Origin of the sequence: Sphingomonas tagetis (assembly GCF_024211275.1) — a bacterium.
In the GTDB taxonomy this organism is placed as follows: Bacteria; Pseudomonadota; Alphaproteobacteria; order Sphingomonadales; family Sphingomonadaceae; genus Sphingomonas; species Sphingomonas tagetis.
Window position 1 is genome coordinate 153,416 of sequence record NZ_JAMLDX010000004.1, and the last position, 13,599, is coordinate 167,014.

The 13,599-nt window shown below is 65.9% G+C and carries 16 protein-coding genes; 8 read left to right on the plus strand and 8 right to left on the minus strand.

Annotated elements, in window-relative coordinates; translation table 11 throughout:
* Positions 1-5: 5 nt before the first annotated feature.
* From M9978_RS07180 to M9978_RS07195, 4 genes are read right to left on the minus strand one after another with little or no spacing between them, the layout of a single operon-like run.
* Positions 6-380 (minus strand): endonuclease domain-containing protein, encoded by a 375-nt coding sequence (locus M9978_RS07180; RefSeq protein ID WP_254292320.1) that lies wholly within the window; start codon positions 378-380, stop codon positions 6-8.
* A 59-nt stretch (positions 381-439) separates the two neighbouring features.
* The gene (locus M9978_RS07185) at positions 440-1,618 is read right to left on the minus strand and encodes a vWA domain-containing protein (protein WP_254292321.1); all 1,179 of its coding nucleotides are present in this window, start codon (positions 1,616-1,618) and stop codon (positions 440-442) included.
* A gap of 5 nt (positions 1,619-1,623) precedes the next feature.
* A complete protein-coding gene (locus tag M9978_RS07190; protein WP_254292322.1) occupies positions 1,624-2,991 on the minus strand; it encodes a hypothetical protein in 1,368 nt (455 codons plus the stop codon).
* Positions 2,992-3,028: 37 nt separating this feature from the next.
* Positions 3,029-3,607, minus strand: a complete 579-nt coding sequence (locus tag M9978_RS07195; protein ID WP_254292323.1) for a CHAP domain-containing protein — start codon at positions 3,605-3,607, stop codon at positions 3,029-3,031.
* A 121-nt stretch (positions 3,608-3,728) separates the two neighbouring features.
* Between M9978_RS07195 and guaA the strand changes: the two genes are divergently transcribed.
* From guaA to M9978_RS07235, 8 genes are all read left to right on the plus strand, one after another.
* Positions 3,729-5,285 (plus strand): glutamine-hydrolyzing GMP synthase, encoded by a 1,557-nt coding sequence (gene guaA, locus M9978_RS07200; RefSeq protein WP_254292324.1) that lies wholly within the window; start codon positions 3,729-3,731, stop codon positions 5,283-5,285.
* Between the two features lie 4 nt (positions 5,286-5,289).
* Positions 5,290-5,637, plus strand: a complete 348-nt coding sequence (locus M9978_RS07205; protein WP_254292325.1) for an ArsC family reductase — start codon at positions 5,290-5,292, stop codon at positions 5,635-5,637.
* 69 nt (positions 5,638-5,706) lie between these two features.
* Positions 5,707-6,138 carry a sugar transporter gene (locus M9978_RS07210; protein WP_254292326.1) on the plus strand — a complete coding sequence of 144 codons (432 nt, stop codon included), beginning with the start codon at positions 5,707-5,709 and terminating at the stop codon, positions 6,136-6,138.
* Positions 6,139-6,177: 39 nt separating this feature from the next.
* Complete coding sequence (panB, locus tag M9978_RS07215) at positions 6,178-7,038, plus strand: 3-methyl-2-oxobutanoate hydroxymethyltransferase (protein ID WP_254292327.1); 861 nt, start codon at positions 6,178-6,180, stop codon at positions 7,036-7,038.
* A gap of 71 nt (positions 7,039-7,109) precedes the next feature.
* Entirely contained in the window at positions 7,110-7,814 is a 705-nt protein-coding gene (locus M9978_RS07220) for a tetratricopeptide repeat protein (protein ID WP_254292328.1), read from the plus strand.
* On the plus strand, positions 7,811-9,133 hold the full coding sequence (locus M9978_RS07225; protein ID WP_254292329.1) for an outer membrane protein assembly factor BamB family protein: 1,323 nt from the start codon (positions 7,811-7,813) through the stop codon (positions 9,131-9,133). Before M9978_RS07220 ends, M9978_RS07225 begins: the two co-directional genes overlap by 4 nt.
* 26 nt (positions 9,134-9,159) lie before the next feature.
* The gene (gene der / locus M9978_RS07230) at positions 9,160-10,518 is read left to right on the plus strand and encodes a ribosome biogenesis GTPase Der (protein WP_254292330.1); all 1,359 of its coding nucleotides are present in this window, start codon (positions 9,160-9,162) and stop codon (positions 10,516-10,518) included.
* Positions 10,519-10,662: 144 nt separating this feature from the next.
* Complete coding sequence (locus tag M9978_RS07235; protein ID WP_254292331.1) at positions 10,663-11,073, plus strand: Hpt domain-containing protein; 411 nt, start codon at positions 10,663-10,665, stop codon at positions 11,071-11,073.
* Here the strand turns inward: M9978_RS07235 and bfr are convergent, their stop codons facing one another.
* From bfr to M9978_RS07255, 4 genes are all read right to left on the minus strand, one after another.
* Positions 11,074-11,553 (minus strand): bacterioferritin, encoded by a 480-nt coding sequence (gene bfr / locus M9978_RS07240; protein ID WP_254292332.1) that lies wholly within the window; start codon positions 11,551-11,553, stop codon positions 11,074-11,076.
* Between the two features lie 103 nt (positions 11,554-11,656).
* Positions 11,657-11,827 (minus strand): (2Fe-2S)-binding protein, encoded by a 171-nt coding sequence (locus M9978_RS07245; RefSeq protein WP_254292333.1) that lies wholly within the window; start codon positions 11,825-11,827, stop codon positions 11,657-11,659.
* 79 nt (positions 11,828-11,906) lie between these two features.
* On the minus strand, positions 11,907-13,136 hold the full coding sequence (locus M9978_RS07250; RefSeq protein WP_254292334.1) for a DUF418 domain-containing protein: 1,230 nt from the start codon (positions 13,134-13,136) through the stop codon (positions 11,907-11,909).
* Between the two features lie 4 nt (positions 13,137-13,140).
* Positions 13,141-13,581, minus strand: a complete 441-nt coding sequence (locus M9978_RS07255) for a hypothetical protein (protein WP_254292335.1) — start codon at positions 13,579-13,581, stop codon at positions 13,141-13,143.
* Positions 13,582-13,599 lie beyond the last annotated feature (18 nt).

Sequence of the window (13,599 nt, forward strand, 5' to 3'; positions counted from 1 at the left end):
CGCGGTCAGATCGCTTGTTTACCGATGCGCTTGACGGCGATGGCAATGATCTGACGAACCACGCCTTCAAGATTTGTCATGACCTCGCGTGCCGGATAGCGCACCGTTCTCACTCCTTTCGACATCAGCCAGGCATCGCGTTTTGCATCGTGCTCAGGCCGGTCGCCGCGTTCATGCGCTTCACCATCGACTTCGATGCAAAGGCGGGCAGGGGCGCAGTAGAAATCGAGCACATAATTGCCAGCCGAATATTGCTTGCGGAAGCGAAGGCCCTTCTCGTTTGCGCGCAGTGCCAACCATAGGCTGATTTCCGGCGGCGTCATTTCGCGGCGCAGACGTTTCGCATTGCGGCGACCCTCTTCGGAACCTTCGAGGCGCATCGCCGTCCTCCCCCTCCGTCGCCTTCGGCGCCACCTCCCCCTGGCGGGGGAGGATTATCCTACGCCTTCCGGCTCAATTCCCGCATCGCGTCGTCCAGCCCGGCCAGCGTCAGCGGGTACATGCGGTCGTTGACCAGTTCGCGCAGGATGCGGACTGATTGCGAATAACCCCATTGCTCCTCGGGGATCGGGTTGAGCCAGACGGTGGCGGGGTAGGTGTTGGTGAGGCGCTGCATCCATGCGGCGCCGGCTTCCTCGTTGAAATGTTCGACCGATCCGCCGGGGTGGCTGATTTCATAGGGCGACATCGAGGCGTCGCCGACGAAGATCACCTTATAGTCATGGCCATATTTGTGGAGGATGTCCCAGGTCGGGGTGCGCTCCTGAAAACGGCGGCGATTATCCTTCCACACGCCTTCGTAGAGGCAGTTGTGGAAGTAGAAGAATTCGAGATTCTTGAACTCCGACGTCGCGGCGCTGAACAGCTCCTCGCAGAGCTTGACCCACGGGTCCATCGAGCCGCCGACGTCCAGGAACAGCAGCAATTTGACGGTATTGTGCCGCTCGGGCCGCATATGGATGTCGAGCCAGCCTTGGCGCGCGGTGCCGTCGATCGTGGCGTCGATGTCGAGTTCTTCCGCCGCGCCCTCGCGCGCGAAGCGGCGCAGGCGGCGCATCGCGACCTTGATGTTGCGCGTGCCGAGCTCCTTGGTCGAATCGAGATTCTTGAACTCGCGCTGGTCCCACACCTTGAGCGCACGCTTGTTCCTGCTCTCGCCGCCGATGCGGACGCCTTCGGGGTTGTAGCCCGAATTGCCATAGGGCGAGGTGCCGCCGGTGCCGATCCACTTGCTGCCGCCCTGATGCCGGCCCTGCTGCTCCTCGAGCCGCTTCTTGAGCGTCTCCATGATCTCGTCCCACGAGCCGAGCGACTTGATCGCCTCCATCTCCTCGGGCGTGAGATATTTCTCGGCGATGGCCTTGAGCCAATCCTCGGGGATTTCGGCGGTCTCGACGCCGTAGCTGGTGGCGATGCCGCGAAAGACCTTGGCGAAGACCTGGTCGAAGCGGTCGAGCAGCCCCTCGTCCTTCACGAAGGTGGCGCGGGCGAGATAGTAGAAGGCCTCTGGCGTACGGTCGATCACGTCGCGGTCGAGCGCCTCGAGCAGCACCAGATGCTCCTTCAGGCTGGCGGAGATGCCCGCGGCGCGGAGTTCGTCGACGAAGGAGAAGAACATCGGGCTTATCTATCCGAGCGCTCGTAGAGTTTCCACTGGGTGCCCGACAGACCTTGCACGGTGTCGCCGGCAATCTCGCGGTAGCGGGTGGCGCAATGGGTGGGTACGGCGGGGAATGCCTCGGCGCCGTCACGCTCGATGAACAGGAAGCGGGCGGCGGGGCAGGTCTGGCGGATTTGCAGCGGGTAGCGCGCCGATGCGGCGGCGGCGATGAGGATCGCGTCGGAGCGGGGGCGCTCGACCGCGGCGTCGGCGCCGGTCGGGGCGCGAGTGGCGATGGCGGTGAGCGCTCGGGCTGGGTCGGCGCGGCGGTCCTGAACGAGCGTGGCGCAGGCATAGCCCATGATGGCGAGTGCGCAGGCGGCAATGACGATGGCCATGCCGCGCTGCCCCCGGGCGAAGCCATTGCCGAGCAGCAAGGCGAACAGCAGCAGCGCGCCAGCGGATGCGGTCAGATAGAGGCGGGCGACGGCGGCGTTTGGCACCTGCGCGATCAGGACGATCAGCGGCGCGGCAAGCAGCGCGGCATAGCCGCACGCCGCGAGCCGGCCGATCGGCATGCCGAGGAGGAGCAGGGCCGCGCCTCCGATGGCGACGAATCCCCAGGCATTGCCGAAGGTGTGGCCGAATGCCTGCCATAAGCCCACGGTCCAATGCGCGAGGGTGAATGGCTCGGCCGCGCCGAACGCCATGCCGCCGCCGAGCCATGCGGGGACGAAGATGAGCGCCAGCGCGGTCGCCGACGCCATCGCCGCCGGCCCCCACAGTCGCGCAATGGCCGGCCACAACGCCAGGCCTTTTCGCAGGCTCCAGATCGTCCACAGGCCAAGCGCGGCGAGTGCGAACGCCATGGTGAGCTGGGCGAGCAGGCCGAGAAAGGCGGCGAGCGCCAGCGGGATCGCGGGGCGTGGTGCGGCGGGCTCGGCGAGCCAGCGGTCGATCAGATCGATCGCAGTGAGGAAGGCAAGCAGCATCGGGGCGTAGCCGCGCGCTTCGGAGCCATAGGTGACGAGGATTGGCGAGAGGGCGAACAGCAGGGCTGCGACGATCGCGGTCGAGGCATTGCGGCGCGCGCCGATCCTTGCCGCCATGAGAATGGAGGCGGTGCCGGTGGCGATCGACAGCGTGCGCTGGAGCAATGGCGAGGCGTCGAGGCCGACGAGTTGCAGCCACAGCGTGTTGAGGTGGTGATTATTGTCGTGGTTGATGTGGAGGAAGGCGCCGAGCGGGGTTCCGGCCTCGGCGGCCATGACCGCCGACCACGCCTCGTCCAGCCACAGCCCGCCTTGCGCGGCGGCGATGCGGAGCGCGAGACCGCCTGCGGCGATGGCCGCGACGATCCACCAGCAGCGGCGTTCGATGATCTCCCCCATCGGCGCCGGTATCGGTCGCGCTGAGGCGTCGCGCAAGTCAGCGCGCGTAGGCGTCGATCAATGAGCCGACAAAATCGGGGTCGCGGCCGGTGACCTCGGGTGCGGTGCGAGCGCGCGCGACCTTCGCACCGCCTACCGGGCGGCCATAGATGAAGCCGTGGACGGGATAGGTCGTGCTGCCGAGGCCGCGCGTGTCGCGATACCACACCTTGACCTGGCTCCAGTCGCCCTGCGGCGAGACGTCGTGCAGGGTCACGTCCTGCTCGACCATCCCGCGCTTGCCGTCGAAGCGCGACCAGTTGGCGTGCGTGACCATGACGACGCGCGGCTCGATCACGCGGCTGACGACGGCGACATGGCCGAGCGGGAGCGGGCGCGATCTGGCGAAGGCGACGACCGCGCCGACTTCGGGCGTATCGCCGCGCTGGTATTTGCTTTCGGCCTGGCTCCACCAGGTCCAGGCGTCGCCCCAGATCTGGATGCCCGACACGGCGCGCGCGAACGGCACGCATTCGCCGACATAGTTGAGGATCGACGCCGATGCCGGCGCGGCGAGGAGGAGCGCTGCGCCGAGCATCGTGAGCCCGATCCGGCGGGGGGTCCGGTTCGATTGCATGTTGCATCCGATACGGGATTGCGCGCTTCCGAACGGTTTGCGGATGCGGTTAAGGCGGTGGTGACCATGACTGGCACGGGATCGGCTTTACACCCGGCGCGCGCCTTCCTATCGGCTGGCCATGACACAGCCGGGCGAATCCATCCTCATCGTCGATTTCGGTAGCCAGGTGACGCAGCTCATCGCGCGGCGCGTGCGCGAAGCGGGCGTCTATAGCGAAATCGCTCCCTTCAGCATGGCCGCTGAGGCGTTCGCGCGGATGAAACCTGGCGGGGTGATCCTGTCCGGCTCGCCGGCTTCGGTGCTCGAAGAAGGGTCGCCGCGCGCGCCGCAGGAAATCTTCGATTCGGGACTGCCGATCCTGGGCATCTGCTATGGCCAGCAGGTGATGATGCAGCAGCTTGGTGGCACCGTGACGCTGGGTGACAGCGGCGAGTTCGGGCGGGCGTTCATCGAGATCGAGGACAGCTGCGTGCTGTTCGACGGGCTGTGGGCCGAGGGCGAGACGCATCAGGTGTGGATGAGCCATGGCGACAAGGTGACCGAGCTGGCGCCGGGCTTCCGCTCGGTGGCGACCAGCCCCGGCTCGCCGTTCGCGGTCGTGGCGGACGACAAGCGGCGTTATTACGCGACGCAATTCCACATGGAGGTGGTGCACACGCCTGACGGGGCGAAGCTGCTGGCGAACTTCGTGCGGCATGTCTGCGGGCTGAAGGGCGACTGGACGATGGCGGAGTTCCGCCAGGCCAAGATCGACGAGATCCGCAAGCAGGTCGGCAAGGGCCGCGTGATCTGCGGCCTGTCGGGCGGCGTCGATTCGGCGGTGGCGGCGGTGCTGATCCACGAGGCGATCGGCGAGCAGCTGACTTGCGTGTTCGTCGATCACGGGCTGATGCGCTCGGGCGAGGCGGATCAGGTGGTGTCGCTGTTCCGCGGGCATTACAACATCCCGCTGGTGCATGTGAACGCCGAGACGCTGTTCCTGAACGGGCTGGCGGGGGTCACCGACCCGGAGGCCAAGCGCAAGTTCATCGGCAAGACCTTCATCGACGTGTTCGAGGAAGAGGCGCGCAAGATCGGCGGGGCCGAGTTCCTCGCGCAGGGGACGCTCTATCCCGACGTGATCGAGAGCGTGAGTTTCACCGGCGGGCCATCGGTGACGATCAAGAGCCACCACAATGTCGGCGGCCTGCCCGAGCGGATGAACATGAAGCTGGTCGAGCCGCTGCGCGAACTGTTCAAGGACGAGGTGCGCGCGCTGGGCCGCGAGCTGGGGCTGCCGGACGTGTTCGTCGGGCGGCATCCGTTCCCCGGGCCGGGCCTCGCGATCCGCATTCCGGGCGAGGTGACCAAGGAGCGCTGCGACATATTGCGCAAGGCGGACGCGGTATATCTCGAGGAAATCCGCAACGCCGGTCTGTACGACGCGATCTGGCAGGCGTTCGCGGTGCTGCTGCCGGTCAAGACGGTCGGCGTGATGGGCGATTTCCGCACCTATGACAGCGTGTGCGGGCTGCGTGCGGTGACCTCTACCGATGGCATGACCGCCGACATCTATCCGTTCGATGCGAGCTTCCTGTCGCGCGTGGCGACGCGGATCGTCAACGAGGTGAAGGGCGTCAACCGCGTGGTCTATGACTATACGTCGAAGCCGCCGGGGACGATTGAGTGGGAGTGAGCCGGTGAGCATCGCATTCTATGGCATCCCGAACTGCGACACGGTGAAGAAGGCGCGGACCTGGCTCGATGGCCAATCGATCGCCTACACCTTCCACGACTATAAGAAGGAAGGCGTCGATTCCGCGCGGCTGGCGCGCTGGGCGCATATGGTGGGGTGGGAGAAGCTGCTCAACCGTGCCGGTACGACCTTCCGCAAGCTCGACGAGGCCGACAAGGCCGATATCGACGAGGCCAAGGCGCTGCGGCTGATGGTCGCCAACCCATCGCTGATCAAGCGGCCGGTGGTCGAGGTGCCGGGGGGCATATTGGTCGGATTCAAGCCAGACGAATGGGCCTCGACGTTGCTCTAACGAAATGATTGGCAAATCGCTGATTTAGGATAGGCTGCGCGCTATCGAACGGTCTTGGGGAGAGGTCCGATGGCTAGCAGTTTCCCGTCCAATCCGCCCGCCTGGTTCAAGGTCGCGGCGATCGTCCTGATCCTGTGGGGGCTGATGGGGTGCGCGTCGCTCTACATGCATTTCGGCATCGGGCCGGGGCCGGATGCGACCGACTATGACCGCAAGCTCTATGCCGCGATGCCGATGTGGCTGAACCTGGTTTATATCGGAGCGGTCGCGTGCGGCCTGCTCGGCGCGATCGGGCTGTTCCTCAGGCGCAGCTGGGCAGTACTGCTTTCGGCGCTGTCGCTGATCCTGGTGGTGATCCAGTTCGGGTGGATGTTCCTCGCGACCGACATCATCGCGGTCAAAGGCGCGTGGGTGACCTATTTCCCGGCCTTCATCTTCGTGATGCAGGCGATCCAGCTCTACGTCGCGAACAAGGCGAGCAAGAGCGGCTGGCTGCGCTAAACGGTGGCATGGCGCGATAGCACCGCGTAAGAGCGCGCCATGTCCACGACCTTCACGATCGACACATCGACCAGCCGCGCGACGCCAACCCCGGCGCCGATGAAGCGGCTGACCATTCCCGCGATCCAGAACCGCAAGGGCAAGGATCCGGTGGTGATGCTGACCGCGTACACCGCGCGGATGGCGCAATTGCTCGATCCGCATTGCGACTTGCTGCTGGTCGGCGACAGCCTGGGGCAGGTGATTTACGGCCTGCCCTCTACGCTGGCGGTGACGCTCGACATGATGTGTGCGCACGGCGCGGCGGTGGTGCGCGGCAGCTATCACGCCGTCGTCATCATCGACATGCCGTTCGGCAGCTATGAGGGCAGCCCGCAACAGGCGTTCGAATCCGCTTCGCGCATCATGGCCGAGACCGGCGCGGCGGGCGTCAAGCTGGAGGGCGGCGAGGCGATGGCCGAGACGGTCGCGTTCCTCACCCGCCGCGGCATTCCGGTGATGGGGCATGTCGGGCTGACGCCGCAGGCGGTCAACGCGCTGGGTGGCTATGGCGCGCGCGGGCGCGGCAATGCCGAATATGCCAAGATCATCGGCGACGCGAAGGCGGTGGCCGAAGCAGGGGCGTTCGCGATCGTCGCCGAGGGCGTGGTCGAGACGCTGGCGAACGAGATCGTCGCGGCGGTTTCGTGCCCGATCATCGGCATCGGTGCGTCGAACCAGTGCGACGGGCAGGTGCTGGTGACCGAGGACATGCTGGGGATGTTCGAGCGCACGCCGCGTTTCGTGAAGAAGTTCGACGACCTGGCTGGCCGCATTTCCGCCGCGGTCGAGAGCTATGCCGCCGCGGTGCGCGCCCGGAGTTTTCCGGGTGACGAGCAGGTCTACAAGCCCAAGGACTGATCGCTTTCGTTTCTCAGGTGACGCGGCTAAGGTCCGCGCCCGCGACCCCCTTTCATCCCACGGAGTTACCCTTGGCGCTGAGCCCCCAGAGCAACGAAGCCTTTCTGCGCGAGGTCGACGAAGAGCTGCGCAAGGATCAGGCGCTGCACGTCTGGCGCAATTACGGGCGCTGGATCATCGGCGCCGTGATCGCCGGGCTGCTCGCCTTTGCCGGTTTCCTCTATTGGCAGAGCCATAGCGACACGCGGCGCGGCGAAGAGGGCGAGAAGTTCAAGGCGGCGTTCAAGGCGCTGAGCGAGAACAAGGTGCAGGAGACCGAGGCGCCGCTCAAGGAGCTGGCGCAGTCGAGCTCGGACGGGTTCAACGCGATGGCGCGCTTCACCCAGGCCGATGTGCTGCTGCAGAAGAACGACCTCAAGGGCGCGGCAGCGATCCTGGGCGGAATTGCGGGCGACACCGGGCTTGCCCAGGAGTTCCGTGACCTCGCGCTGATCCGCCAGACCTCGGCCGAATATGACACGCTGAAGCCCGAGCAGGTGGTCGAGCGGCTGAAGGGGCTGGCCGTCAAGGGTGGCATCTGGTTCGGCAGCGCGGGCGAATTGGTTGCGACCGCGTATCTGCGGCAGGGCAAGCGCGGCGATGCCGGCAAGCTCTATGGTGAAATTGCGAAAGACGAGAGCGTCCCGCGCTCGATCCGTCAACGCGCGGTTCAGATGGCCGGCGTACTCGGGGTCGATGCGATCGTGGATCAGGGTGAGGACAAGAAGGCGAAATGATGAAGTCGGTTCGAGTACCCGTCGCGATCGCGGCACTGGCGGCGCTGAGCGCGTGCGGCATCTTCAAGGGCAAGGGCGACAAGACCCCGGTCCTGGGGCAGCGCGTACCGATCCTGGCGGCTGAGACCGGCATCGTCGCGGACAAGACGATCGCCGACGTCGCCGTGGTGCTGCCGCCCGCGGCGACCAATGCCGACTGGACCCAGCCGGGCGGCAATCCCGCCAAGTCGATGGGGCATCTGACGCTGGCCGCGGCGCCGGCGCGCGCATGGGGCGCGAGCATCGCCGGATCGACCGGCCGCGCGCGGCTCGCCGCCTCGCCGGTGGTTGCCGGCGGCACGCTGTACGTGATGGACACCGATGCGGTGGTCCATGCCTATGACGCGCAGGGCGGCGGCGAGAAGTGGCGGCTCGAAACCACCAAGGGCAAGGAGAACCGCAACGCCGCGTTCGGCGGCGGCGTGAGCGTCGACGGAACGCGCGTGTTCGCGACCACCGGGCTCGGCGAAGTGGTGGCGATCGACGCGGCGAACGGCGCAGAGACGTGGCGCGTCAAGCCGGGTGGCCCACTGCGCGGCGCGCCGACGGTGGCGAGCGGCAACGTCTATGTGCTGAGCCAGGACAATCAGATGTTCGCGCTCTCGCAGACCGACGGATCGGTGATCTGGCAGCAGTCGGGCACGCTCGAATCGCAGGGCGTGTTCGGCGTGGCGGCGCCCGCTTCGGCGCAGGGCACGGTCGTGGTCGGCTATTCGTCGGGCGAACTCGGTGCTTATCGTTACGAGAATGGCCGTTCCTTGTGGTCCGACACGCTGTCGCGCTCGACCATCTCGACCTCGGTGTCGAGCCTGGCCGATATCGACGCCGAGCCGGTGATCGACCAGGGCCGCGTCTATGCGGTCGGGCAAGGCGGGCGCATGGCGGCGATCGAGCTCGCCACCGGCCAGCGGCTGTGGGAGCAGAATGTCGCGGGCATCTCCACCCCGTGGGTCGCGGGCGAGTGGCTGTTCCTGGTCACCGACGATGCTCGCCTGATCGCAATCGCGCGCGGCACCGGCAAGATCCGCTGGATCTCGCAGCTTCGCGGCTGGCGCAACGAAGAGAAGAAGAACGGTGCGATCAGTTGGACCGGGCCAGTGCTGGCCGGCGACCGGCTGTGGCTGGCCAATTCGCGCGGCGAGCTGGTCTCGGCCTCGCCGACGGACGGCAGCCTCGGCACGGCGATCGAGCTGGACGGGCCGGTGAGCCTGAGCCCGATCGTGGCGAACAACACGGTTTACGTGCTGACCGACAAGGGCAAGCTCTCCGCCTATCGCTGAACGATTGCATGCGGTAGAGGGCGCGGATGCGTCCTACTGTTGCGATCATCGGCCGGCCCAACGTCGGCAAATCGACCCTGTTCAATCGGCTCGTCGGCAAGCGCCTTGCGCTGGTCGACGATCAGCCGGGGGTGACGCGCGACCGGCGCGAGGGCGACGCCGATCTGCTCGGTGTGCCCTTTCGGGTGTTCGACACCGCTGGCTATGAGGATGAGGACCCCGCGACGCTGCCGGGGCGGATGCGTGCGCAGACCGAATCGGCGGTGCGCGAGGCTGACGTCGCCTTGTTCATGATCGATGCGCGCGCCGGCATCACGCCGCTCGACGAGGAAGTCGCGCGCTGGCTGCGCAGTTCGGGCACGCCGATCGTGCTGCTGGCGAACAAGGCCGAGGGGCGCGCGGCCGAACCGGGCATTCACGAGGCGATGGCGCTGGGGCTCGGCGATCCGGTGCCGTTTTCGGCCGAGCATGGCGAGGGCATCGCCGACCTGTTCGAGGCGCTGCTGCCCTATATCGACCGCGAGGAAGAGGAAGCGGAGGAGGACGCCGACTCGCCTGACGCGCCGCTCAAGCTGGCGGTGGTGGGACGGCCGAACGCAGGCAAGTCGACGCTGATCAACCGGCTGATCGGTCAGGACCGGCTGATTACCGGCCCTGAAGCCGGCATTACGCGCGATTCGATCGCGATCGAATGGCTGTGGGAGGATTTCGAGGGCAAGATGCGCCCGGTGCGGCTGATCGACACCGCGGGGATGCGCAAGCGCGCCAAGGTGCAGGAGAAGCTCGAATCGCTGTCGGTCCAGGACGCGTTGCGCGCGGTCGATTTCGCCGAGGTCGTGGTGCTGCTGCTCGACGCCACGCGCGGGCTCGAGGTGCAGGACCTCAAGATCGCCGACAAGGTGCTTCAGGAAGGCCGCGCGCTGGTGATCGCACTCAACAAATGGGACATCGCCGAGAATGCCTCGAGCCTGTTCAACGGGGTCAAGGGCGCGCTCGATGAGGGGCTGGCGCAGGTCAAGGGCGTGCCGCTGCTGACCGTGTCGGGCGCGACCGGCAAGGGGCTGGATACGCTGATCAAGGTGGCGTTCGAGACGCGCGAGGCGTGGTCGCGGCGGATCACCACCGGCCAGCTCAACCGCTGGTTCGAGCGCGCAATCGAGGCCAATCCGCCGCCCGCGCCCGGCGGCAAGCGGATCAAGCCGCGTTACGTCACGCAAGCCAAGACGCGGCCGCCGAGCTTCATCCTGTTCGGCACGCGAGTCGATCTGCTGCCGCAGAGCTATGAGCGCTATCTGGTCAATTCGATGCGCAAGGAGTTCGATTTCGGGGCGGTACCGGTGCGGCTGACGATGCGGCCGTCTAAGAACCCGTTCGACAAGGACTGACGCGCGCGCCTCGCCGCGGCACAGGAACGGCCACGAAGTTGCTGAAAACAGCCAATTCCGATCTTTCGTTCGGGCGGCGTCAACCGGACGTTTACGTCTTGGCCATAATCGTAACACCAATCCGCATGCCGCGGGAGGGTATGAATGGCGACGCAGGATCGGGACGCGCTGGTTGACTGGACCGCATTTTCGCAGGCTCGTACCGAGCTGGGCGCGAATTTCGTGCGTATCCTGGGCTATTTCCACGAGGACGGCGTCAAGTCGCTCGAGCGGATCGAGGACGCGATGCGCGGCAACAATGCCGCCGCGCTCGTGATTCCCGCGCATACGCTGAAAGGCGAGGCGCATCAGTTCGGGGCCGAGCCGCTGGCGGAATGCGCCGAGGCGATCGAGGCGATCGCGCGGCAGTGTGTCGAGAACCGCTACGAGCCGAGCGAAGCGCTGGAGCATGTCGTGCGGCTACGGCCGTTGTTCAACGCGACGCTGGCGCTGCTGGAGCGTGAAGCCAACCCGCTGGTCGAGCGGCGCCCGGCCTTCGGACGCCGCGCGGGTTGATTACGCCTCTTCGGGCTTCGAATTGAGCTGCACATAATTCTGGATGCCCATGCGTTCGATCATCTCGAACTGGGTTTCCAGCGTGTCGATATGCTCCTCCTCGCTGTCGAGGATCTTCTGGAACAGGTCGCGGCTGACATAGTCGCGGACCGTCTCGCTGTGGGCGATCGCGTCCTTGAGCACGACGACTGCCTCATATTCGAGGTCGAGGTCGGCCTTGAGCACCTCCTCGACCGTCTCGCCGATGCGTAGCCGGCCGAGCAGCTGGAAATTGGGCAGGCCGTCGAGGAACAGGATGCGCTCTGACACCATGTCGGCATGCTTCATCTCGTCGATCGACTCGTGCCGCTCGAACTCGGCGAGCTTCTTGACGCCCCAATGGTCGAGCATGCGGTAGTGCAGCCAATATTGGTTGATCGCGGTCAGCTCGTTCTTGAGCACCTCGTTGAGATATTCGATGACCTTCTGGTCGCCCTTCATGGCGTGCGCCTCATGTTGTTTCGGACGCGATCATAGCGGTCGTGAACGGTGTAGGACAGCCGGAAAAATGGCTGTTTTCTGCGGGTTTCCGCAGTTGCGAACGCTAGGCAGCAGCGCGCTCGGCGTCGATAATGGCTCGCGCGAACGGGACGCATTGCCCGCATTTCGCCTGGCGGCCGAGCGCGCGATAGGCCTGGCAGGCGCTCATCGCGCCATCACGCGCCGCCGCCCGCACATCCTTCTCGCGAATCGCATTGCAAACGCAGACGACCATCGGAACCCTCTCGCTGTTCGCAACAGATATGGCGAATGAGAGTGATTCGCAATGGTTATTGCGTGGCGTTCGCAATAGATCACGTATGTGCGATGCGGCATATCGGCTGCAGCTGCCCGCGCGACAGGCTGCGCCACAGCCATTCGAGCGGGCCGTAGGCGAATCGATCGAGCCACGGCTTCGACCAGATCAGCATGCCCGCCCACACTGCGAACACGACCAGATAGACTTCGGCCCGCGACATTTCCCCGAACCAGCCGAGCCCATAGCCGTAGAAGAGCGTGGTGCAGATCAGGCCGGTGCCGAGATAATTGGAGAAGGCCATGCGGCCTGCCGCGGCGACGCGTGTGGTGAGAAAGGCGCCGGGACGCATGAGCAGGATGAGCAGGCTCGCCCAGCCCACAATCGCCAGCGGACGGAACGGCACGGTCGCGGGCATCACGCCGGCAGTGACCGCGAGCAAGCTGAACTGCTGCGACACGATCCACGCCGCGATCAACGCATAGACGGGGAGGGCGATGCCGAGGCCAGTCGCGGCCCATTTGAGGTAGCGCGCGCGGTCCCAGCTGCCGGTCAGCATGCCGCTGCGCAGGCCGGCCATGCCGAACAGCATATAGGCAAGGGTCTCCCAGCCGAACTGGACCAGACCCAACACCGGCATGATCTGCATATCCTTGAAGCGGTGGACGGCGATGCTCCACCACGAGCCCCGGTGCAACGCGATCTGTTCGGTGATCCACGCGGCGGGCGGGGTGCCGAAGCCCTTGTTGAGCGCGCGCAAGGCGTCCGCGAGGTCCTTGTTGCCGGGATCGGCCTGCGCCATCGTGACGGTGATCGGAATGAAGCTGGTCGCGACCAGCTCGACGAACAGCAATGCGATGCCGAGCCCGATCATCTGCGACACGCGCATCTTGCGGAACAGAAAGGCGATCATGCCGATCAGCGCATAATGGCTGAGAATATCGCCCCACCAGATCAGCCACATATGGACGAGACCGAAAACGAGCAGCCAGACCATGCGGGCGTAGTGCACGCGGGCAGCGCTCTCGCCCCTGGCCTCAGCGCGGTCGATCACCAGCAGCATCGACGCGCCGAACAGGAAGGAGAAGAGGCCGCGCATCTTTCCGTCGAAGAAGGTGAAATTGGCGAGCCACACCGCGAGATCCGCGCCGGTGCTGCCGCCATAAGCCGCGGGGTTGAAATAGGCGGGCGCGGGCATCGAAAAGGCGATGATGTTGAGCAAGAGAATGCCCATCACCGCGACGCCGCGCACGGTGTCGAGCGTCAGGATGCGGTCGCCGGCCGTCATCGCCTCAGCGCCGTGCGATCAGCGCGATCGGCAGGCCGACCAGCACGATGTGGCAGAAGAGCTGGCTGGCAATGCCGACGGCGCTCGATGGGAAGGCGCCGAAGCGCAGTGGCACGATGATCAGGTTCATCGCGGCATAGGTGACCAGGCCGTAGATCACGCCCCATGTGACCGGCTTTGCCTTGAGCTGCGGCATCCGATCGGCGGCGAGGACGAAGATCGCCGCCATGATCGCCATCAGCGTGAAATGAACAGCGAGGCCCAGGACCGCACCGGCGCGGCCCATGTCCTTCGCGCCGGGAAAGGGGCCGGATGCGACGTAGCGCAGCATCGCATCGACCTTGCGGCCATAGGCCAGCGTCAGGCCGGTCGCAGCGAGGATGTCGAGCGTGCCCGCGACCAATGTGGCGGCGGCGATGCGCCGTCGGGTGCTCCAGTTGCCCATTTCCCCCTCCCGTGTCCG